We start from the raw sequence: 18,968 nt of genomic DNA, 5'->3' as shown, positions 1-18,968 counted from the left end.
GGAGTGAGTTTACGGGCGGTTTGCCGGGGGGAGGGCAAGCACATCCCAAACCGATGCCGACATGTTCTCCCGTCCCCAAGGGGTCATCGTTGTCACCTGGCACGCGGCTCGATCGCCGGCGAGGAGGCCTCAGCGTACCGCCGCCGGGGGATCCGGCCGGCGAGGCGCGCCATGCGACCTGCCAGAACGGCCTCGCGCATCGCCGACGCCATCAGGCCGGGCCGCTGGGCGCGGGTGACGGCGCTGGCGAGCAGGACCGCGTCGCATCCTAGCTCCATCGCCAGGGCCGCGTCGCTCGCCGTGCCGATGCCGGCGTCCAGGATCACCGGGACGGCCGCCGCCTCGACGATCAGCTCGATGTTGTGCGGGTTGCGGATGCCGAGACCCGAGCCGATCGGGGAGCCCAGGGGCATCACCGCCGCGCACCCCGCCTGCTCCAGCCGCCGCGCGAGCGCCGGGTCGTCCCCGATGTAGGGCAGGACGACGAACCCGTCGGCGACCAGCCGCTCGGCGGCGTCGAAGGTCTCGATGGGATCGGGGAGCAGCGTGCGCTCGTCGTTGATGACCTCCAGCTTCACCCAGTCGGTGCCGAGCGCCTCGCGCGCCAGGCGCGCGGTCAGCACGGCCTCGCCCGCGGTGAAGCAGCCCGCCGTGTTGGGCAGCACCTTGACGCCCCGGCCGCGCAGCACGTCCAGCACCGACCCCCGGGCCGCCGGGTCCAGGCGCCGCATGGCCACCGTGGTGATCTCGGTGGCGGAGGCGGCCAGCGCCCGGTCCAGGACCTCCAGCGAGGGCGCGCCTCCGGTCCCCATGATCAGCCGGGAGGTGAACTTCTCCCCGGCGATGACCAGCGCGTCGCCCGCCTCGTCGAGGTCGTGCCCCGGCGCCGGGTGCGCACCGGTGCGGTCGAGGTCGTCCCCGGGCGCCCTGGTGGCGCCGGCCCGGCCGTCGTCGTCCCCGGCCGCCTTGGTCGTACCGGTCTGATCGATGTCGTGCCCGGCCGCGGGGCCGGCGCCGTGGTCAGCCACCTTGCACCGCCGTCAGCACCTCGACGCGGTCGTGCTCAGTGAGCGTGGTGGACTGCCACGCGCCGCGCCGCACCACCTCGTCGTTCACCGCCACCGCGACGCCCGCGCCCGACGAGGTCAGCTCCTGGACCGCGCGGGCGACGGTCGCCCCGGCGGGCAGGTCGCAGGACACACCGTTGATCATTACATTCATCGCCGTTCCGGGGCGCGGGAGGGCCCTGGCCGCCGCCAGGGCGCGCGCCCCGTTCCTCCTTCGTTCATCGGTGGGCCTCGGTGAAGCGCAGAGGGGAGCAGAGCGCCGCGAGGGGGACGAGCCCCGGGTCGGGGTCGCCGGCCACCAGCTCGGCGGTGAGCGGGCACAGCAGGACGCCGCCCCGGTGGTGGCCGGTGGCCAGCACCAGCCCGTCCACGCCGCTCGGGCCGATCACCGGCAGGTTGTCCGGCGTTCCCGGGCGCAGCCCCGCCGCCAGGTCGACCACCTCCAGCTCGGTGATCCCCGGCACCAGCTCGCGGGCGTCGCGCAGCAGCTCCCACAGCGCCCCGGCGGTCACCCGGGTGTCGAACCCCATCTCCTCCTGCGTGGCGCCGAGCACGATCTCGCCGTCGCCGCGCGGCACGAGGTAGGCACGCGAACCGTGCACGACGCCGCGCACGCACCGGCCGAGGAACCCCGGAGCGCCGCGCAGCCGCATGATCTGCCCCTTGACCGGGCGCACCGGAGGGAGCACCTCGGGGGGCAGGCCCGGAAGGGAGCCCGACCACGCCCCCGCCGCCAGGACGACCAGCCCGGCGCCGATCGCCGTGCCGCTCGCGCACCGCACCCCCCGCACGGGCCCGTCCGCGGAGAGCAGCCCCGTCACGCGGTCGGCGACCACCGGCACGCCGCGGCGCGCCAGCGCGGCGAGCAGGGCGGCCGTGACGCGGCGGGGATCCACCCAGGCGTCGCCGGCGACCAGGATGCCGCCCCGGACGGAGGGAGCGAGCATCGGCTCGGCACGGCGGCACTCCCGCCCGGTGAGCCGCTGGACGGGCAGCGACAACTTCTCCAGGAAGCCGGCCACCTCGGACAACGCCGCCAGGTCGTCCGCGCCGAAGGCCACGTCGAGCGTGCCCTCGCCGCGGTGGTCGACGTCCACGCCCGACTCCGCCGACAGCTCGGCGGCGAACGCCGGCCAGCGGGCCAGCGAGGCCAGGCCGAGCCGCAGCAGGGGCTCCTCGGTGTAGGCGACCTCGCTGACCGGGGCGAGCATCCCCGCCGCCGCGTGCGAGGCGCCCGAGCCGGGCGCGGGGTCGACGACGATGACGGAACGCCCGTGCCGGGCGGCGCGCCAGGCGATGGAGAGCCCGATGATGCCGCCGCCCACGACGACCATGTCGGCGTGCCGCCCGGCGCCCGCCGGGGGCGCGTTCGACACCTGCATCTGAGTCCGCTCCCTTCGCCGGCATGACCCGGATCAGGTTCGTGGCGGTCGAGGGCCCTCAGCCCTCCTCTCAGCCCGGTTTCGCCGGACTCCCGCGCGTGGTGGACCCAGCCTAATCCCGTCCCGGCGCCGCCGGGGACGGCGGGAGAGGCGGTCCGTTTCCGCCCTGGTACGGCATCGCCACCCGCTTGAGTGGTCTCATCACTGCCCGTATGGGACAGTGAGCCAATTTGTTACCAAATCGCCGTTGGCGGGTTACCGTCCTGGCCGCTTAGGGTCGGGTTGTGAATCATGTCGTGGTGGTGGGGGCCGGACTGGCCGGCGTGCGCAGTGTCGAGGCGCTACGGGCGCGCGGATACCGAGGGCGCGTCACTCTGATCGGCGAGGAGGCCCATCGGCCGTACGACCGGCCTCCGCTGTCCAAGGCCGTGCTGCTGGGCGAGCTGGACTCGACGGTCGTCGACTCCGATCTCGGCGCGCTGGACGTCGATCTGCGCACCAACGTCTCCGCCAAGGGGCTTCGCGAGGGCGCCCTGGAGACCACCGAGGGCGAACTGGAGTACGACGGCCTGGTCATCGCCACCGGCGCCACCCCCGTCCGGCTGCGCGGCGAGGGCGCCCAGCACGTGCTGCGCACCATCGACGACTCCCTGGCCCTGCGCGCCGCGCTCGTACCCGAGTGCCGCGTCGCGATCGTCGGCGCCGGGTGGATCGGCGCCGAGGTCGCCACCGCGGCCCGCCGCGCCGGCTGCGAGGTGACCGTCGTCGAGGCCGCCGAGTCACCGCTGGCCGTGGCCCTCGGGCCCGAGGTCGGCGCCCGCACCGCCTCCTGGTACGCCGAGGCGGGCATCGACCTGCGGCTCGGCACGATGGTCGGCTCGATCGACCCCGGCGGGCTGACCATGATGGACGGCTCGTGGATCCCGGCCGACGTCGTGGTCACCGGCGTCGGCGTGCGCCCGAACGTCGCCTGGCTGGCCGGCTCGGGCATCGAGGTAGACAACGGCGTCCTGGTCGACGAGCACCTCCGCACCTCCATGGAGGGCGTCGTCGCGGCCGGAGACTGCGCCAACTGGTGGTCGCGGCGCTTCGGGCGGCGCATGCGCGTCGAGCACTGGGACACCGCCCTGAACGCCCCCGAGACCGCGGTGGCCACCCTGCTCGGCCAGTCCGCCGTGTACGACCCGGTGCCCTATTTCTGGTCCGAGCAGTTCGGCCGCATGGTGCAGTACGCCGGCCACCACGACGGGGGCCGGCTGGTGCTGCGCGGCGACCCCGAGACCGACCGGAAGTGGGCGGCGTGCTGGTTCACCCCGGACGACAGGCTGGCCGCCATCCTCACCGTCGACCGTCCCCGTGACCTGGTCCAGGGCCGCCGCATCGTCGAGGGCGGGCAAAGAGTCGACGTTGATCGGGCGATCGACCCCTCGATACCCTTGCGCGACTGCTTGTGACCCCCTGCGGGGTGTTTGAGAAGAGGCGCGACGTGGTAGTTGTGGTTCCGTGACGCTTTCTGTTGCACAGATCGACCGCGAGACTGATCAAATGGTGGGGGAGTGGCTCCCCCTCACGGAAGTGGGCAGGCGGCTCGGGCTCAGCACCGGGCGCGCCAAGCAGCTTCTGAAGGACAAGAAGCTCATCGGCGTCCGCCGCGGCGGCCCAGAGCCCGAGGTCCCCGCGAAGTTCATCGCCGGCGACGACGTGGTGAAGGGCCTGCCGGGCACCCTCACCGTGCTGTCCGACTCCGGCTACGACGACGCCGAGGCCCTGCGGTGGCTGTTCACCGCCGACGACTCCTTGCCGGGAGCCCCCATCGACGCGATCGTCGCCGGTCGGCACACCGAGGTGAAAAGGCGTGCCCAGGCGCTCGCTTTCTGACGCCAGGCTCTACCTCTGCACCGACGGGCGCCGCCGCCAAGGCGATCTCGACCAGTTCCTGGACGCCGTCCTCGCCTCGGGCGTGGACGTCGTCCAACTGCGCGAGAAGGGTCTGGAGGCCCGCGAGGAGCTCGCGCTGCTGGAGGTGTTCCGCGCGGCCTGTGACAGGCACGGGGCGTTGCTGGCGGTCAACGACCGGGCCGACATCGCCTACGCCGCGCGCCCCGACGTGCTGCACCTCGGCCAGGACGACCTGCCCGTGGCGGTCGCGCGCGACATCCTCGGCCCGGAGGTCCTGATCGGCCGCTCGACCCACAGCGACGCCGAGGCCTCCGCCGCGGCGGTCGAGGAGGGCGTCGACTACTTCTGCTGCGGGCCGATCTGGCCGACGCCCACCAAGCCGGGCCGTTTCGCTCCGGGCCCCGGGCTGCTGAAGCACGCCGCGGCCCTGGCGGCCGATCGGCCGTGGTTCGGCATCGGCGGCATCGACCTCGGCACGCTGGACGAGGTCATGTCCTACGGGGTCACCCGGGTCGTGGTGGTGCGCGCCATCACCGAGGCGGAGGACCCCGGAGCCGCCGCCGCCGAGTTCGCCCGCCGTCTCACGCCCGGCTGACCCCCGGCGGGGCCGTCGTCGTCCGCGGCGCGTGATGCCGGCCACGGCGCACGGCCGGCGGGGCCGTTCTCACGTGACCCGGCGGGGCCGTCGTCAGCTGCGGCGGGCCGTCGCGGCCACGGCGAGCTCGTGCAGGGCCTCGCGCGCCTCGCCGGTGATCGGCGCGCGCTCCAGGGACGTCAGCGCGTCGTCCAGATAGCGCTTGATCATCTCTTCGCTCGCCGCCAGGGCGCCGGTGTCCTCGATGATCGCGCGCAGCCGTTCGACGCCGTCCTGCTCCAGCTTGGGGTCGCCGAGCAGCAGGCGCACGTCGGCGGCCTGCTCGGGCGTCGCCTCCGACAGCGTGCGCGCGATCAGCATCGTGCGCTTGCCCTCCCGCAGGTCGTCGCCGGCGGGCTTGCCGGTCTCGGCCGGGTCGCCGAACACGCCGAGCACGTCGTCGCGGAGCTGGAAGGCGATGCCGACCTTCTGCCCGTAGTCGACGCACAGCCGGTCGATCCACGGCTCGGGCGCCCGCGCGGCCATCAGCAGCCCGAGGCGCAGCGGCTGCTCGACGGAGTACTTGCCGCTCTTGTGCAGCGCGACCCGCAGCGCGCTGTCGAAGGTGCTGCGGCCGTGCGCCTGCTCCAGCAGGTCCAGGTACTGCCCGCACATCAGCTCGGTGCGCATCAGGTCGTGCACCGGCTCGGCCGCGGCCAGCGCCTCGGCCGGCAGCCCGCTCGTCCGCCACATCTCGCCCGACCACACCAGCAACAGGCTTCCCAGCAGGACCGCGGCGCCCTCGCCGAACTGCTCCGCCGACCCCTGCCACCCCGAGTCCTCGTGCAGCGACTGGAACCGCCGGTGCGCCGACGGACGGCCCCGCCGCATGTCGCTGGCGTCCATCACGTCGTCGTGGATGAGCGCGCTGGCCTGCAGGAGCTCCAGCGAGGCGGCGGCGGTGAAGATGGCGGCGTCCTCGCCTCCGCCCGCGCCGCGCCAGCCCCAGTAGCAGAAGGCCGGGCGCAGCCGCTTGCCGCCGGCGAGGAAGTCCTCGGCGGCCACGAGAAGCGGGCTCAGCTCCGGGCCGCTGACCAGGGGGCGCTGCCGGTCGACGAACGCCCGCAGGCGCTGGTCCACCTCGGAACGGAACGCGTCCGACAGGGCGAAGGAAGTGGTCATGCTCTGAGATTAACGGCCGTACAACGGGCCGCCGCTTCCCCTCCCCTTGTGTGACCCACGCCATGGACCGGCGGTGGCACGCCCGGCGCACTCCGCTGAGCTGCCGACACCGGTTCGCGGCACCGGAAGGGAACCCGACACGCGAGCGATGATCGGTGTGGGGCTGTGGCACGCGCCGCACGCTCTGTGCGATGCCCGTCGCTCGCCGCCCCGCGCGACGCCCGGCGGTCGAGCGTCTGTGCGATGTCGTGGGGTCCCTCGGTCCTGTGATGTCCCTGGGTGATGTCCCTGGGTCCAGCGATGCCGGTGATGTCCGCCGGCCGCGCGGCCTCCGCGCTCGCGAAGGCTCTCGCGCGCACCGCACGTTGGCGATCGGTGCGCGGCGGTCCGGACCTGTAGCCTTGGCACCATGGCTCTGGGTCGTCCATCCGTCCGTCCTGACCGCGTCCCGACGGTACGGGAACTGCTCGCCTCCGGGCGGCGCTCGTTCTCCTTCGAGTTCATGCCCCCGAAGAACGACGAGGGGGAGCGGCAGCTGTGGCGCGCGATCCGCGAGCTCGAGCGGCTGCGCCCGACGTTCGTCTCGGTCACCTACGGCGCCGGCGGCTCCACCCGCGACCGCACGGTCGAGATCGTCGAGCGGCTCGCCCACGAGACGACGCTCACGCCCGTCGCCCACTTCACCGCCGTCGACCACTCGGTGCGCGAGCTGCGCCACCTGGTCGGCAGGTTCGCCGGGGCGGGGGTGCGCAACATCCTCGCCGTGCGGGGCGACCCGCCCGGCCGCGACCCGCTGGCCGAGTGGGTCAAGCACCCCGAGGGCGTCGCCTACGCCGAGGATCTCGTCCGCCTCATCCGCCAGTCGGGCGACTTCTGCGTCGGCGTGGCGGCCTTCCCGTACCGGCACCCGAGGTCGCCGTCGGTCGAGTCCGACGTCGATTACTTCGTCCGCAAGTGCCGGGCCGGCGCCGACTACGCCATCACGCAGATGTTCTTCAGCGCCGGCGACTACCTGCGCCTGCGCGACCGGGTGGCCGCCGCCGGGTGCGACACGCCGATCATCCCGGGCATCATGCCGGTCACGCAGATCAGCACGATCGCGCGGTCCGAGAAGCTGTCGGGGGCGCCGTTCCCGGCCGATGTGGCCCGGCGTTTCGAGGCGGTCGCCGACGACCCGGCCGCGGTGCGGCGTCTCGGCATCGAGCACGCCGCCGAGCTGTGCCAGACCCTGCTCGACGAGGGCGCGCCCGGCATCCACTTCATCACCTTCAACCGGTCGAGCGCGACCCGCGAGGTCTACCAGGCGCTGTCGCCCGCGCCGGAGCCCGTCCCCGCCGGCTAGTGTCCCTCGCCCGGGTGTTCGCCTTCTGAGGTGAGGACCCGGCCGGCAGGGCCTGCGAGCGGCCCCGGACGGCGGGCACCGGCTACAGGACCGCGCCCGTGCCCCGCCGACGGCGCGGGCGCGGTGTGGCGGGCTCGGGCGGCGGTCGCTTGCTGAAGCGTTCGAGCTCGATCGCCAGGGGGCCGGCCACGAGCGCGGAGGACGCGGTCCCGGCCAGGATGCCGACGATGAGCGCGATGGCGAAGTCGCGCAGGGTGCCGTCGCCGAAGACGGTCAGCGCGGTGAGGATGAACAGGGCGCCGAGGCCGGTGTTGACGGTACGTGGCACGGTCTGCAGGATCGCCGTGTTGACGACGTCGGCGAAGCGTTCCTGCCGCCGGGTCCGCCACAGTTCGCGTACGCGGTCGAAGACCACCACCTTGTCGTTGATGGAATATCCGATGATGGTCAGCATGGCGGCCAGGAAGACCCCGTCGATGGGCTTGCCCAGCCAGGCGAACAGGCCCAGCACCGCGCAGGCGTCCACGACGAGGGCCAGCACCGCGGCCGCGCCGAACGTCCAGCGGAACCTGACGGCCAGGTACAGCAGTTGCGCGGCCAACGCCACGGCGAGTGCGATGAGCGCGTTGCGGCGCAGCTCGTCGCCCAGACTTGGGCCGATCAGCTCGTCGCGTTGCTTGGTCACCTCGCCGAGCGCGCCGTCGAGCGCCCGTTCGACGGCGGTGACCTCCTCGGCGGTGATCTGCCTGGCCCGCACGGACACGGCGGTCCCGGAGACCTGCACGTTCGCCGCCGGATGGCCGGCCTCGGCCACCGCCCGCCGCGCCGCTTCGATGTTCACCGGCTGCGCGGCCGCGAACTCGATCATCCGGCCGCCGGTGAACTCGACGCCGTAGTTCAGCCCGTGCAGGACGAGCCCGGCGGTGGCCGCGGCGACCGTGGCGGCGGCCACGACCAGCCACCGTCGGCCCGCGGCCATGAGGCGCGGGTCACGCCGGGTGATCCAGGTTCTGACTCGGCCCGGCGCCGCCAGCCCGGACGACGCCGACAGCCGCGTGCCGGTCCTGCCGTTGAGGAGATGGGTCAGCACACGGGTGATGAGCATGGCCGAGGCGAGCGAGGCCAGGACGCCGATGGCCAGCGTCACGCCGAACCCCCGCACCGGCCCGGAGGCCAGCCAGAACAACAGCCCGGCGGCCAGGAGCGTGGTGACGGCGGAATCGGAGATGGCGCTCCACGCGTTGGCGAATCCCCGGTCCAGGGCGGCGCGCGGGCCGCGGCGCGGCGCGCGGCCGTACTCTTCCCGCGCGCGTTCGAACACCAGGACGTTGGCGTCGACCGCCATGCCGATGGCCAGGACGAAACCGGCCAGACCCGGCAGCGTGAGGGTCGCTCCGAGGGCGAGCAGGGCGGCGTAGGAGATGAGCCCGTATGCCGCGAGCGCGACGGCGGCCATCAGTCCTGGCAGCCGGTAGGTGAGGGCGATGAAGAGCGCGGTGAGCAGGACACCGGTGATCCCCGCCTTGGCGCCGGCCTCGATGGCCTGCGCGCCCAGCGTGGGGCCGACGGTGCGCTGCTCGATCAGCGTGAGCGGGACGGGCAGGGCGCCACCCTTGATCAACACGGCCAGATCGTCCGCCTGCCGATGGGTGAAGGAGCCGGTGATCTGCGTGGAACCGCCGGCGATGCCGGCTTGGCAGGGCACGCTCGCATCGACCTGGGGAGAGGAGATGATCTTGTTGTCCAGGACGACGGCGACACGCCGCCGAGGGTCGCCCGCGCTGTGACAGGCGGCCTCGCCGGTCAGCCGCCGCCAGGCGCCGGCGTCGCGGAAGTCGACCGTGACGAACCAGCCCGGCCCTTGCTGCGGGTCGCTGCGCGCGGCGGCGCCGGTCACCCCGTCGCCGGAGATCATGACGGGGCCGAGCCGCAGGCGCTGCCCGGCCTCGTCGGCCAGGACCTGCCCGGAGGCGCCGGCGTCGTCGGCTTCTCCCCGCACCGGGTGGAAGCCGAGTTGGGCGGTCCTGCCGATGACGCTAGCGGCCTGGCGGGGGTCGAGCACGCCGGGAAGTTCGACGATGATGCGCCGTTCGCCGGAACGCAGCAGGGTCGGGTCGACCACGCCGAGCGCGTCGGCGCGCCGGCGCAGCACGTCCAGGGCGTGATCGGTGGCCTCGGCGTCGGCCCGGGTCGTGGGCGAGTCCTGGGCCTCGAAGACGAGTTGCGTGCCGCCGCGCAGGTCCAGGCCCAGACGTGGCGGTATTGTGACGGAGAGTAGCAGGGCGGTGGCGATCAGAAGGAACGTCGCCACCGCGCGCCAGAAAGGCGCGCGTGACATGAGAGCCTCCACGGGCTGAAGGAAAGGAACGGACGTCAGCGCGTCATGGAGGGGGGCGCCCGTGCCGGAGTACGGCGCCCGGCCGGCTGCGGCGCCGCGCCGGGGTGCCCGGTGATCGTGGTGATGCGCCGCGCGTCAGGGTCCCGCTGTCCGCTGGACGGCGGCATGGCGAGCCACAGCGGCGGCGCGGGCATCTGGCGGGTCGGATGCAGCCGGGGCGGGGGTGCGTCCCGTGCGGCCCGCACCGCAGGGCTGTCCCACCCCGCGACTGCCGCCTCGGCGGTGTCCGCGGCGGTGACGGACGCGACGGTGGTGGACGCCGTACCGGCGGGTGGCGCTGTGGTGGTGGTCGCGGTACCGGCGGGTGGCGCTGTGGTGGTGGTCGCGGTACCGGCGGGTGGCGCTGTGGTGGTGGACGCGGTATCGGCGGGTGGGGCCACAGTGATGGAGGCCGCGCCGGCGACGGATGGCGCCGTGGCCGGCGGATGGACGCCGGCGGGCGTGGGGCCCAGCAGGAAGGCCGACAGCAGGAGCAGGATGGCGGGCAGTCTGCTGCGCACATCTCCTCCTGGCCGGACACGGGGGGCGCGGGGGGGGTACTGGCCGCCACCGTACCCCACGCCGTCGCCGGTGCGCCGACACCGAAGACGCCGGGATATGCCTTCTATGTCGGGAAATGTTTTTTCCGATGGGGTGGGCTATGGTCGGCCCTATGACGGGGCCGTGGAGAACTCCACGAGGGTCCATCGCGTTCGCCGGCGTGATGGGCCTGGTTCTGTTGTCCCTGGTGCTGGCCGGCGCCGCGTGGACGGCGGGCCGTGGCGGCCCGGCGGTCGCGCAGAGCCTGGCCTCCGGCCCGCAGTGGAAGCCCGGTGCGTGGGACGCCGACCTGTCCGGCCTTCCGCCGCAGGTGAGCGGCGCCCGCGAGCACCACGTGCGGTCCCTGTGGCCGCCCACGCGCGGCGAACGCCACGGCGAACTCGCCCATCTGGCGCTGCTGCCATCGCCGGGCCCGGAGACGGACACGCTGCGCGAGCCGCAGCGACTGGCGCATCTCACCACGGGATCGCGCAGCCCGCCGCTGACCTAGCCGGCGCCTTCCCGTCGGGCTCCGCGGCCACGCGCGCCGCGGAGTCCCGCGACGAGCACCCGACGCATCCCCGGGCCCGCATCCAGGTTTCCCCTGGCGCCGGCCCGGGCGTGCCATCGCGCACTGAACCTTCCGGCTCAGCCGCACCACAGCGTGGGACCGGCCAGGTACGCGCTGGAGAGCCTCGCCGACATGACGGCGGGCTCGCCACGCCGCCTGCCCGCCGCTGCGCGCCCGGGGCGTCGCGGTCATCGGCGGCGGCGCACCAAGGGCCGCCGCCGCGCCGGCCGGGGCGCCACCTCACGGCTCCCGGACGGCACGGCGCCCCGCCGCAGCACGTCATGGTCCTCGGCCTGACGCGGCCGTGCCGGCGACCGGCCCTGGCGACCGGCCTCGCGCCGTCCGCCGCTGCCGCGGCCCACCGCGCCGCGACGGCTCGTTCTCGGTGTCGACCGGCGACGCCCCCGGCCGGGGGACGCGCCGCGAGGCACAAGTGGCCCCGCGCGAGGCCTCCTTCCCAACGTCTTCCCGACCCATCACGGAAAGGATCACATGATCATGACCGACGGTCGTACGGCATCACATCTCAGCAGCGTGCAGCTCCAGTCGCTGCGCCAGGAGCTGCGGGAACAGCTTGAGCAGCGCAGCCGGCACCTGCGCGGTCTGCGGGCCCAGGAGCAGGACGGCAGCGGCGCCGACGGCACCTGGCAGGAACTGGCCGTGTCGATCATCGCCGCCGAGCGCACCGTCGCCGAGCTGTCCCAGGCGTGCGACAGACTCGCGGCCGGCGCCTACGGCCGCTGCGCCCACTGCCAGACGCCCATCCCGTTCGAACGGCTCAAGGTACGGCCGCTGGCACGCACCTGCATCGACTGCCAGCGACGGCACGAGGCCGCCTGACACCACGAAAGGGGGCGGGCCCTCCGCCCCCTTTCCGACCACCCGGAGCTGACCGTGATCACATTGGACCGTCTGGTGAACGTGCTCGGCGGGTACGGCGTGCGGCTGTACGCACACCCCGAGGCGCGCTCGACGTGGCTGCGCAGCGTGGCGATACCGGACGCCACCGACCACCACGTCACCGGCGACGTGCTTCTGGCCGTCGGAACCTCCTCGCTCGCCGAGGCGGTGCGGTGGGCGGCCGCGGTCAAGGCCACGGCGGTCCTGGTACGCCCCGCCCGAAACGGCACCGGCCGCGAGAGCGGCGGCGGCGGGAACGGCGGCGGCGGGAACGGCGGCGGCGGGAGCGGCGGAGAGAGCGGTGCGGACGTCGAGCGGGAGGCCGCCGCCATCGCCGACCGGTATGGCGTGGCCGTGTTGCTGGCCGACCCCGCCGTCTCCTGGAGCCAACTGGCCGGCATGGTGTACGGGTTGGTGTTGGAGAGCCGCGAGACGGCCTCGGGGCGCGGCCCTACCGACCTGTTCGCCCTGGCCGACAACCTGGCCGACGTCATCGGCGGCGCGGTGACCATCGAGGACCGGCACTCGCAGGTGCTGGCCTATTCCCGTTCCCAGCAGGCGGGAGATCCGGCCCGGCTGGAGACCATCCTCGGACGGCGGGTCCCGGAACGGCTGCGCGAGCTGTTCGAGCGGCAGGAAGTGTTCGCCCGCCTGACGGCGACCGACGAGCCGGTGTTCGTCCCCGCCGATGCCCGCTACGGCCTGACCGGGCGGATGGCGGTGGCGGTGCGGGCCGGCCGCGAGCTGCTCGGTTCGGTGTGGGTCGGCTGCGCCGCCCCGCTGACCGGCGCCCACCGCCGGGCGCTGGCCGACGGCGCGCGCACCGTCGCCCTGCACCTGCTGCGCTCCCGGGCCAGCGCCGACCTGGAGCGTCAGGTGGAGTCCGACCTGGTCATCCGACTGCTGGAGGGCAGCGCCGACGCCGCGACGCTGATCAGCCGGCTGGGCCTGGCCCCGCAGGCGATTCGCGTCATCGCGGTCCGCGCGTACACCCCCGACGATCGCCACGCAGCACTGCTGCTGGCCCTCGAACGGGCCACGACCGGTTTCGGCTGGTCCCGGCCCGGGCGCAGCGCGCTGCTCGGCGACACCCTCTACACGATCCTGCCGGCCGAGCGGACCGAGGCGGCCCGACAGTGGATCGCGGCCCTGCACCGCGATCTGCCCGCCCGGGTGCGCGTCAGGGCCGGGATCGGCGCACCCGCCGAGGCGGCGGACCTGCCCGCCGGCCGCCAGGAAGCCGACGAATGCCTGGCTCTGCACGAGAGCGCCGAGCCGGACGCCGTCCCGCCCGCCTACGACGAGTCCTGGGACGACATCCTGCTGCGGCGGCTGCGCGCGGCCGCGCGGACCGGCCGGGCCCCGGCCCGCGGGCCGGTGAGCACGCTGTTGCGGCACGACACCCGTCACGGCACGCGCTTCGTCGCCACGCTGCGGGCCTGGCTGGAAAGCCAGGGCGACCTCACCCTGGCCGCCGAGCGACTCGCGGTGCATCCCAACACCGTCCGCAACCGGCTGCGCAAGATGGGCGAGATCAGCCCGCTGGACCTCTACGACGCCCACCAGCGCCTGGCCATGACCATCATGCTGGCCGCCGTGGAGGAAGAGCCCCGAAGCTGATCTGCGCGGGGCCCGCCGCCGTCCCGAGGGCCGGCGTTGTGCCGGGTCCACAACGGCGGCGCCGCGATTGTCGTCCGCCCACAACGCCGCGGGCCGCCGCCCAGGCCATCCTGGCTGTGACATCGGCATTCGCGCGAGTTGGAGGGCGGCATGGGGGGCAACGGAACGCGATCGGTGATCGTGGTGGGCGCGGGCATCGTGGGTCTGTCGACCGCGTGGTTCCTGCAGGAGCGCGGCGTCCAGGTCGACGTGATCGACCGCGGCGGCGTGGCGGCCGGCGCGTCCTGGGGCAACGCCGGCTGGATCGCGCCGGGCCTGGCCGTCCCGCTCAACGAACCCGCCGTCCTGCGCTACGGTCTGCGCTCGCTGCTGAACCCGTCCGCGCCGCTGCACGTGCCCGCGAGCCTCGATCCGGGCCTGTGGAGCTTCCTGGCCCGCTTCGCGGCCAACAGCCACTGGCGGTCGTGGACCCGCGCCGCGCGCGCCGGCCTGCCGCTCAACGACGAATGCGTCGAGGCCTACGAGGTGCTCGCCGCCAACGGCGTGTCCGCCCCGGTCATCGCGGCGCCGATCACCGCGGCGTTCCGCACGCCACGTCAGGCCGAGAGCCTGCTGCGCGAGCTGCGCAGGCTGGAGGCGGCGGGGCAGCGGGTCGAGCACACCGTGCTGGACGGCGGCCGGCTGGCCGAGCACGTCCCCCTCGCCGGCGGGGCGCTGACGGCGGGGGTGCGAATCGACGGCCAGCGCTACCTCGACCCGGGCGCGTTCGTGCAGGCCCTGGGGGAGGCCGTCGTGCGACGTGGCGCGACCATGTACGCCGCCGAGGTCGACGAGGTGCGCACCGACGCCCGGAAGACGACCGTCCGCTCGGCCACGGGCACTGTGCTGTCCGCCGACGCCGTGGTGCTGGCCACCGGCGCCTGGCTGCCCCGTCTGGCCCGGCAGTGGGGTGTGCGCGTCCCGGTGCGGGCCGGCCGCGGGTACTCCTTCACCGTGCCGGTCGACCATCCTGTCCCCGGCCCCATCTACCTGCCCGGGGAGCGGGTGGCGTGCACCCCGTACCGCGACGGGCTTCGGGTGGCGGGCACCATGGAGTTCCGCGACCCGGACGCCCCGCCGGTGCCCGCCCGGCTGGAGGCCATCATCGCCTCCGCCAGGCCGCTCCTGCGGGGCGTGCACTGGGAGGAGCGCACCGACGCCTGGGTGGGGCCCCGCCCCGTCACCCCGGACGGACGGCCGCTCATCGGCGCGACGGCGGCTCCCACCGTCTACGTGGCGGGAGGCCACGGCATGTGGGGCCTGGCCCACGGCCCGATCACGGGCAGGCTGCTGGCCGAGCAGATCACCACCGGCAAGCAGCCCGCCGCGCTGGCCGACCTCGACCCCCTCCGCTGACGCGGGCCGCACACCAACCATACGGCCCGGCGGATGTCGCAGAACCCGGGAGGAGAAGCACGAGATGGTTCCTGACAGGTCCGGATCTCACAGGAGGTGCGTGGCCGATCACGCCAGGGACGGCGTCCGGTCCTCTGATGACCCCTCGCCGCTCAGCGCCACGGCGGCCTGGCAGGCCGCGCAGGCATGGCGACGTCAGTTCGTCGCCGACGCCTCGCACGAGCTCCGGACGCCGGTGGCCGGCCTGCGGGTGGAACTCGAGGAAGCTCTCATGCATCCTGAGCAGACCGATTTCCACGAGCTCGTCATACGGGCGCTGAGAAGCGTCGACCGCCTGGAGTCGATCGTGGACGATCTGCTGGCTTTGGCGAGCGTGCGGTCGGGCAGGACCGAGCAATACGAAGACGTCGACCTGTCCGACCTGGTCCGCCGCGTCCTCCAGCGCCGGTCCGATCGCCTTCCGGTCCGGCCGCGGCTGACGCCCGGCGTCGTCGTCAGGGTCGCCCCCCTCCAGATCGTCCGCGTCATCAACGGTCTGCTGGACAACGCCCAGCGGCACGCGACCCACGGCGTACGGGTCGAGGTCCACCACGACGGAGCTCACGCCGAACTGATGGTCATCGACGACGGCAAGGGTGTCGCGGAGGCGGACAGGGAACGGATCTTCGAGCAGTTCAGGCGCACCGACAGCGCCCGCGGCCGGGACCAGGGAGGCGCAGGACTCGGCCTGGCCATCGCGCGCGAGATCGCCGTGGCCCACCGGGGAGGTCTCGAGGTCCGCCAGACCGCCTGCGGCGGCGCGTGCTTCACCCTGCGTCTGCCGTCCCTGACCTGACCCGGGCGACGGGGTCAGGTGATCGGGCGCAGCGGCAGCGTGCTGCCGACGATGGCGTACCGCTCGTAGCCGCCCGGGAAGACGTACATGCCGATCAGGTCGATGAAGCCCAGCCGCCGGTAGAGATGCCGCGCGGCCGTGGGCTGGTCGTGGGTGGACATCACCGCGGTGCGCTCGCCGCGGCCCGCGCACAGGCCGTGGACCAGCCGGCGGCCGACGCCCTTGCCCTGGTACTCGGGGCGCACGTGGATCTCGGCGATCTCCAGGGCGTTCTCGAACCACGCCGCGGCCCGCGCCGGCCCCTCGCGCTCTTCCAGGGCGCGGCGCACCACGTCGTGCCACCACTGCCCGGGCGAGCCGTGGAAGCCGTACCCGAAGCCGACGACGCGGCCGTCGGTGGTCTCGGCCAGCAGGCAGGTGAAGTCGGGGTAGGTCGCGTGGTTGCGCATGATGCTCTGCCGGCCCGAGAGCTGGTCGCCCGGCGGGCGCATCGCCACCGTGTAGATGTCGATCACGGTGTCCAGCGAGGCGGCGAACTCCTGCGGACCGGCGTGTCGCAGTTCGATCACTTCTCGCACACTAGCAGCACGGCGATCGGCCGCGCCGAGGTCACTCGACCTCGGTCGGCGCGCCTCCGGTCATGCGCAGCAGCTCGTCGTAGGTCGTGGGGAAGACCGTGTGCACGTGGCCGGCCGCGGCCCACACGACCTCGTGTTCGGCGAGCCAGGTGTCGACCAGCGTGCGGATCGGCGCGGGGTGGCCCACAGGGGCGACCCCGCCGATCGCCTGGCCGGTGGCGGCCTTCACGAAGTCGGGCGTGGCGCGCCTCACCTTCGCCGCGCCGACCAGGCCGGCGATCAGGGCGGTGTCCACCCGGTGGGCGCCGCTGGTGAGCACCAGCAGCGGCTCGCCGTCGGCGTCGAAGACCAGGCTGTTGGCGATGGCCCCGACCTCGCACCCCAGCTGGGCGGCGGCTGCGGCGGCCGTCGGCGCCGGATCGGTCAGGACGACGACCTCGCCGGTGGCGCCGGCCTCGCGGAGGGCGTCGGTCACCTTGGTGACGCTCGGATGCAACTTTTCGGGCACGCGGACACTCTAAACAGGTTGACCGGCGTCGGCGATCGATTACATCTCTGTGACCGTACGGGGTCGGGCATGATCGATGCGCTAGGGTCCCGTGAACCGGACGTGGTGCTGACGGAGGGGAGTCCTGACATGACGGCTGGGAGGCGGCTCACGGTCGCGGCGGTGCTGACCGCGGGTGCCGTGCTGGTCTCGGGCGGCGGGATGCCGGGCGCGTGGGCGGCCGCCGGCGCGACACCCCCGCGCGCGGCGCTCACGGCGCTCACCGCCACGACGACGCAGGCCGGTGTCCCCGGTGCGGTCACGGGCGCGGTGCCGGGCGTCACCGGCGTGGTCCGCGCGGGTGCCGCCGGCGCGGTCAGGGCCTTCGCGGCGCCCCACCGCACGCTGAGGCTCGGCGCCAAGGGCGCCGCGGTCAAGGAACTGCAGAACCGCCTGAGCGAGCTCGGCTACGTCCCCGGCAAGATCGACTCCAGGTACGGCGGCACCACCCAGTCCGCGGTGTGGGCCTTCCAGAAGATCCAGGGCATCAAGCCCACCAGCACGATCACCGCCCGCACCTGGCGGGCGCTGGAAAGCCCCCGGGCGCCCCGCGTGCTGATCCCGAACGGCAGGCCCGACCGCGTGGAGATCGACCTCACCCGGCAGGTCGCCGTCCTGTACCGCGGCGGCCAGGTGCGGCTGATCACCCACGTCTCCTCCGGCAGCGGCATCCCCTACTGCGAGACGGCCACCTGGCAGGGCAAGACGCAGCGGTTCTGCGGCAGCGCCCGCACCCCCACGGGAGACTTCAAGACCACCTGGCGCGCGTCCGGGTGGCACACGTCCTACCTCGGGCAGCTCTACAACCCGATCTTCTTCAACGGCGGCATCGCCCTGCACGGCGCGCTGTCGGTCCCGCTCTACCCGGCCTCCCACGGGTGCGTGCGCCTGCCGATGCACGTCGCCCAGATCCTCCCCGGCCTGCTCGGCGCCGGCGTCCCCGTCCACGTCAGAGGCCGCTTCCAGCGCTGACGCCCAGGCTACGGAAGAACGCCCGGAGGTCGGCGATCATCAGGTCGGGGGTCTCCAGGGCCGCGAAGTGGCCGCCCCGCTCGAACTGCGACCAGCGCACCACGTTGTGCGCCTGGTCGGCCAGCGGGCGAACCGAGAAGTCCGTGGGGAACACCGCGACCGCGGTCGGCACCGTCCCGCGCTCCTTCGGCGCCCACATGGTGAAGTCGTTGAACCGCTCGTAGTAGGTGTGCGCCGCCGAGCCCGCGGTGCCGGTGAACCAGTAGATGCTCACGTCGGTGAGGATCCGGTCCCGGTCCACCGCGTCCTCGGGGAGCTCGGCGGCCGGGTCCGTCCAGTCCTTGAACTTCTCCACGATCCACGCGAGCTGACCGGCGGGGGAGTCGTGTAGCGCGGCCGCGACCGTCTGCGGGCGCGTGCCCTGGACCTGCATGTACGCGCCCAGCTTCGCCTGCCAGTCCTTCATCCCGGCCAGCCGCGCACGTTCGGCCTCGGTCAGCGAACCCATGATCGCCGGATCGCCGCCGGGGAACGTGAGCAGGCCGTTGACGTGCACGCCGATGACACTTTCCGGCGCGGCACGTCCCACCAGCGGAGCGATGAACGCGCTGACGTCGCCGCCCTGCACGCCGTACCGGTCGTAGCCGAGCCTGGACATCAGCTCCACCAGCGCCGCGGCGGTGCGGCCGTCCGTCCAGCCGGTGCCGGGCAGCGTGCCGGAGAAGCCATACCCCGGCAGCGACGGGATCACCAGGTGGAAGGCTTCGGCGGCCTCACCGCCGTGGGCCGCGGGGTCGGTGAGCGGGCCGATGAGGTCGAGGAACTCGACGACCGAGCCGGGCCAGCCGTGCAGCAGCAGGAGCGGGGTGGCGTCGGGCTCGGAGGAGCGTACGTGCAGGAAGTGCACCTGCGCGCCGTCCACGGTGGTGGTGAACTGCGGGTACGCGTTGAGCACCGCCTCCTGGGCGTGCCAGTCGAAGCCGTCGGCCCAGTAGGTGGCGAGCTCCCGCAGGTAGCGGGTCGGCACGCCGCGCTCCCATCCGGTTCCGGGCAGTTCGGGGGCCCAGCGGGTACGGCGCAACCGTTCGTACAGGTCCTCGAGGTCGGCCTGCGGGATCTGGACGCGGTAAGGCTGGATCTCGTTCGTCATGCCGGTCACGGTATTGGCCATTGGTGTCAGCTTCAGG

The 18,968-nt window shown here is 73.8% G+C and carries 19 protein-coding genes and 1 riboswitch; of the genes, 10 read left to right on the top strand and 9 right to left on the bottom strand.

Annotated features, from left to right (window positions below; translation table 11 throughout):
* Nucleotides 1-92: 92 nt before the first annotated feature.
* The 3 genes from ACWEN6_RS14485 to thiO all read right to left on the bottom strand — a co-directional run bounded on the left by ACWEN6_RS14485 (nt 93) and on the right by thiO (nt 2,449).
* Nucleotides 93-812, bottom strand: coding sequence for a thiazole synthase (locus tag ACWEN6_RS14485; RefSeq protein ID WP_452570795.1), 720 nt, complete (start codon nt 810-812; stop codon nt 93-95).
* A gap of 208 nt (nt 813-1,020) precedes the next feature.
* Entirely contained in the window at nt 1,021-1,212 is a 192-nt protein-coding gene (thiS, locus tag ACWEN6_RS14480) for a sulfur carrier protein ThiS (RefSeq protein WP_452570626.1), read from the bottom strand.
* A 73-nt stretch (nt 1,213-1,285) separates the two neighbouring features.
* Nucleotides 1,286-2,449 carry a glycine oxidase ThiO gene (gene thiO / locus ACWEN6_RS14475; protein WP_452570625.1) on the bottom strand — a complete coding sequence of 388 codons (1,164 nt, stop codon included), beginning with the start codon at nt 2,447-2,449 and terminating at the stop codon, nt 1,286-1,288.
* Nucleotides 2,443-2,555: riboswitch (TPP riboswitch) on the bottom strand. Its footprint overlaps the gene before it by 7 nt.
* A 178-nt stretch (nt 2,556-2,733) precedes the next feature.
* Between thiO and ACWEN6_RS14470 the strand changes: the two genes are divergently transcribed.
* From ACWEN6_RS14470 to thiE, 3 genes are all read left to right on the top strand, one after another.
* Nucleotides 2,734-3,903, top strand: a complete 1,170-nt coding sequence (locus tag ACWEN6_RS14470) for an NAD(P)/FAD-dependent oxidoreductase (protein ID WP_452570624.1) — start codon at nt 2,734-2,736, stop codon at nt 3,901-3,903.
* Between the two features lie 91 nt (nt 3,904-3,994).
* Nucleotides 3,995-4,327: an Rv2175c family DNA-binding protein gene (locus ACWEN6_RS14465; protein WP_452570623.1), complete on the top strand. Its 333-nt coding sequence runs from the start codon at nt 3,995-3,997 to the stop codon at nt 4,325-4,327.
* Nucleotides 4,305-4,943 (top strand): thiamine phosphate synthase, encoded by a 639-nt coding sequence (gene thiE, locus ACWEN6_RS14460; RefSeq protein ID WP_452570622.1) that lies wholly within the window; start codon nt 4,305-4,307, stop codon nt 4,941-4,943. The genes ACWEN6_RS14465 and thiE overlap by 23 nt, the downstream gene beginning before the upstream one ends.
* Nucleotides 4,944-5,036: 93 nt before the next feature.
* Here the strand turns inward: thiE and ACWEN6_RS14455 are convergent, their stop codons facing one another.
* On the bottom strand, nt 5,037-6,104 hold the full coding sequence (locus ACWEN6_RS14455; protein WP_452570621.1) for a polyprenyl synthetase family protein: 1,068 nt from the start codon (nt 6,102-6,104) through the stop codon (nt 5,037-5,039).
* Nucleotides 6,105-6,513: 409 nt separating this feature from the next.
* On the opposite strand from ACWEN6_RS14455, the gene metF reads away from it, so the two are divergent.
* Entirely contained in the window at nt 6,514-7,446 is a 933-nt protein-coding gene (metF, locus tag ACWEN6_RS14450; RefSeq protein WP_452570620.1) for a methylenetetrahydrofolate reductase [NAD(P)H], read from the top strand.
* Between the two features lie 82 nt (nt 7,447-7,528).
* Here metF and secD read toward each other — a convergent pair whose 3' ends face one another.
* On the bottom strand, nt 7,529-9,784 hold the full coding sequence (gene secD / locus ACWEN6_RS14445; protein WP_452570619.1) for a protein translocase subunit SecD: 2,256 nt from the start codon (nt 9,782-9,784) through the stop codon (nt 7,529-7,531).
* Between the two features lie 35 nt (nt 9,785-9,819).
* Nucleotides 9,820-10,344 (bottom strand): hypothetical protein, encoded by a 525-nt coding sequence (locus ACWEN6_RS14440; protein ID WP_452570618.1) that lies wholly within the window; start codon nt 10,342-10,344, stop codon nt 9,820-9,822.
* Nucleotides 10,345-10,544: 200 nt separating this feature from the next.
* Between ACWEN6_RS14440 and ACWEN6_RS14435 the strand changes: the two genes are divergently transcribed.
* The 5 genes from ACWEN6_RS14435 to ACWEN6_RS14415 all read left to right on the top strand — a co-directional run bounded on the left by ACWEN6_RS14435 (nt 10,545) and on the right by ACWEN6_RS14415 (nt 15,684).
* Entirely contained in the window at nt 10,545-10,874 is a 330-nt protein-coding gene (locus ACWEN6_RS14435; RefSeq protein WP_452570617.1) for a hypothetical protein, read from the top strand.
* Nucleotides 10,875-11,432: 558 nt separating this feature from the next.
* On the top strand, nt 11,433-11,774 hold the full coding sequence (locus ACWEN6_RS14430) for a TraR/DksA family transcriptional regulator (protein ID WP_354924990.1): 342 nt from the start codon (nt 11,433-11,435) through the stop codon (nt 11,772-11,774).
* Between the two features lie 54 nt (nt 11,775-11,828).
* A complete protein-coding gene (locus ACWEN6_RS14425) occupies nt 11,829-13,454 on the top strand; it encodes a PucR family transcriptional regulator (protein WP_452570616.1) in 1,626 nt (541 codons plus the stop codon).
* Between the two features lie 150 nt (nt 13,455-13,604).
* The gene (locus ACWEN6_RS14420; RefSeq protein WP_452570615.1) at nt 13,605-14,849 is read left to right on the top strand and encodes an NAD(P)/FAD-dependent oxidoreductase; all 1,245 of its coding nucleotides are present in this window, start codon (nt 13,605-13,607) and stop codon (nt 14,847-14,849) included.
* A gap of 100 nt (nt 14,850-14,949) precedes the next feature.
* The gene (locus tag ACWEN6_RS14415) at nt 14,950-15,684 is read left to right on the top strand and encodes a sensor histidine kinase (protein WP_452570614.1); all 735 of its coding nucleotides are present in this window, start codon (nt 14,950-14,952) and stop codon (nt 15,682-15,684) included.
* A 14-nt stretch (nt 15,685-15,698) separates the two neighbouring features.
* Here the strand turns inward: ACWEN6_RS14415 and ACWEN6_RS14410 are convergent, their stop codons facing one another.
* Nucleotides 15,699-16,253 carry a GNAT family N-acetyltransferase gene (locus ACWEN6_RS14410; protein ID WP_354843240.1) on the bottom strand — a complete coding sequence of 185 codons (555 nt, stop codon included), beginning with the start codon at nt 16,251-16,253 and terminating at the stop codon, nt 15,699-15,701.
* 40 nt (nt 16,254-16,293) lie between these two features.
* Complete coding sequence (locus ACWEN6_RS14405; protein WP_452570613.1) at nt 16,294-16,770, bottom strand: YbaK/EbsC family protein; 477 nt, start codon at nt 16,768-16,770, stop codon at nt 16,294-16,296.
* A gap of 129 nt (nt 16,771-16,899) precedes the next feature.
* Between ACWEN6_RS14405 and ACWEN6_RS14400 the strand changes: the two genes are divergently transcribed.
* The gene (locus ACWEN6_RS14400) at nt 16,900-17,781 is read left to right on the top strand and encodes a L,D-transpeptidase family protein (RefSeq protein WP_452570612.1); all 882 of its coding nucleotides are present in this window, start codon (nt 16,900-16,902) and stop codon (nt 17,779-17,781) included.
* Here the strand turns inward: ACWEN6_RS14400 and ACWEN6_RS14395 are convergent.
* A complete protein-coding gene (locus ACWEN6_RS14395) occupies nt 17,759-18,931 on the bottom strand; it encodes an epoxide hydrolase family protein (RefSeq protein WP_452570611.1) in 1,173 nt (390 codons plus the stop codon). The genes ACWEN6_RS14400 and ACWEN6_RS14395 overlap by 23 nt on opposite strands.
* Nucleotides 18,932-18,968 lie beyond the last annotated feature (37 nt).

The sequence above is a fragment of the Sphaerisporangium sp. NPDC004334 genome, from assembly GCF_053602655.1.
The sequence above is the reverse complement of the archived record's forward strand: the minus strand, read 5'-3'. Positions and strand labels throughout refer to the sequence as shown.

Coding starts and splice junctions, on each gene's coding strand:
- ACWEN6_RS14420 (WP_452570615.1), top strand. CDS start 13,605: ATGGGGGGCAACGGAACGCGATCGGTGATCGTGGTGGGCGCGGGCATC.
- thiO (WP_452570625.1), bottom strand. CDS start 2,449: ATGCAGGTGTCGAACGCGCCCCCGGCGGGCGCCGGGCGGCACGCCGAC.
- secD (WP_452570619.1), bottom strand. CDS start 9,784: ATGTCACGCGCGCCTTTCTGGCGCGCGGTGGCGACGTTCCTTCTGATC.
- ACWEN6_RS14485 (WP_452570795.1), bottom strand. CDS start 812: ATGGGGACCGGAGGCGCGCCCTCGCTGGAGGTCCTGGACCGGGCGCTG.
- ACWEN6_RS14455 (WP_452570621.1), bottom strand. CDS start 6,104: ATGACCACTTCCTTCGCCCTGTCGGACGCGTTCCGTTCCGAGGTGGAC.
- ACWEN6_RS14395 (WP_452570611.1), bottom strand. CDS start 18,931: ATGACGAACGAGATCCAGCCTTACCGCGTCCAGATCCCGCAGGCCGAC.
- thiS (WP_452570626.1), bottom strand. CDS start 1,212: ATGATCAACGGTGTGTCCTGCGACCTGCCCGCCGGGGCGACCGTCGCC.
- metF (WP_452570620.1), top strand. CDS start 6,514: ATGGCTCTGGGTCGTCCATCCGTCCGTCCTGACCGCGTCCCGACGGTA.
- ACWEN6_RS14430 (WP_354924990.1), top strand. CDS start 11,433: ATGACCGACGGTCGTACGGCATCACATCTCAGCAGCGTGCAGCTCCAG.
- ACWEN6_RS14465 (WP_452570623.1), top strand. CDS start 3,995: ATGGTGGGGGAGTGGCTCCCCCTCACGGAAGTGGGCAGGCGGCTCGGG.
- ACWEN6_RS14400 (WP_452570612.1), top strand. CDS start 16,900: ATGACGGCTGGGAGGCGGCTCACGGTCGCGGCGGTGCTGACCGCGGGT.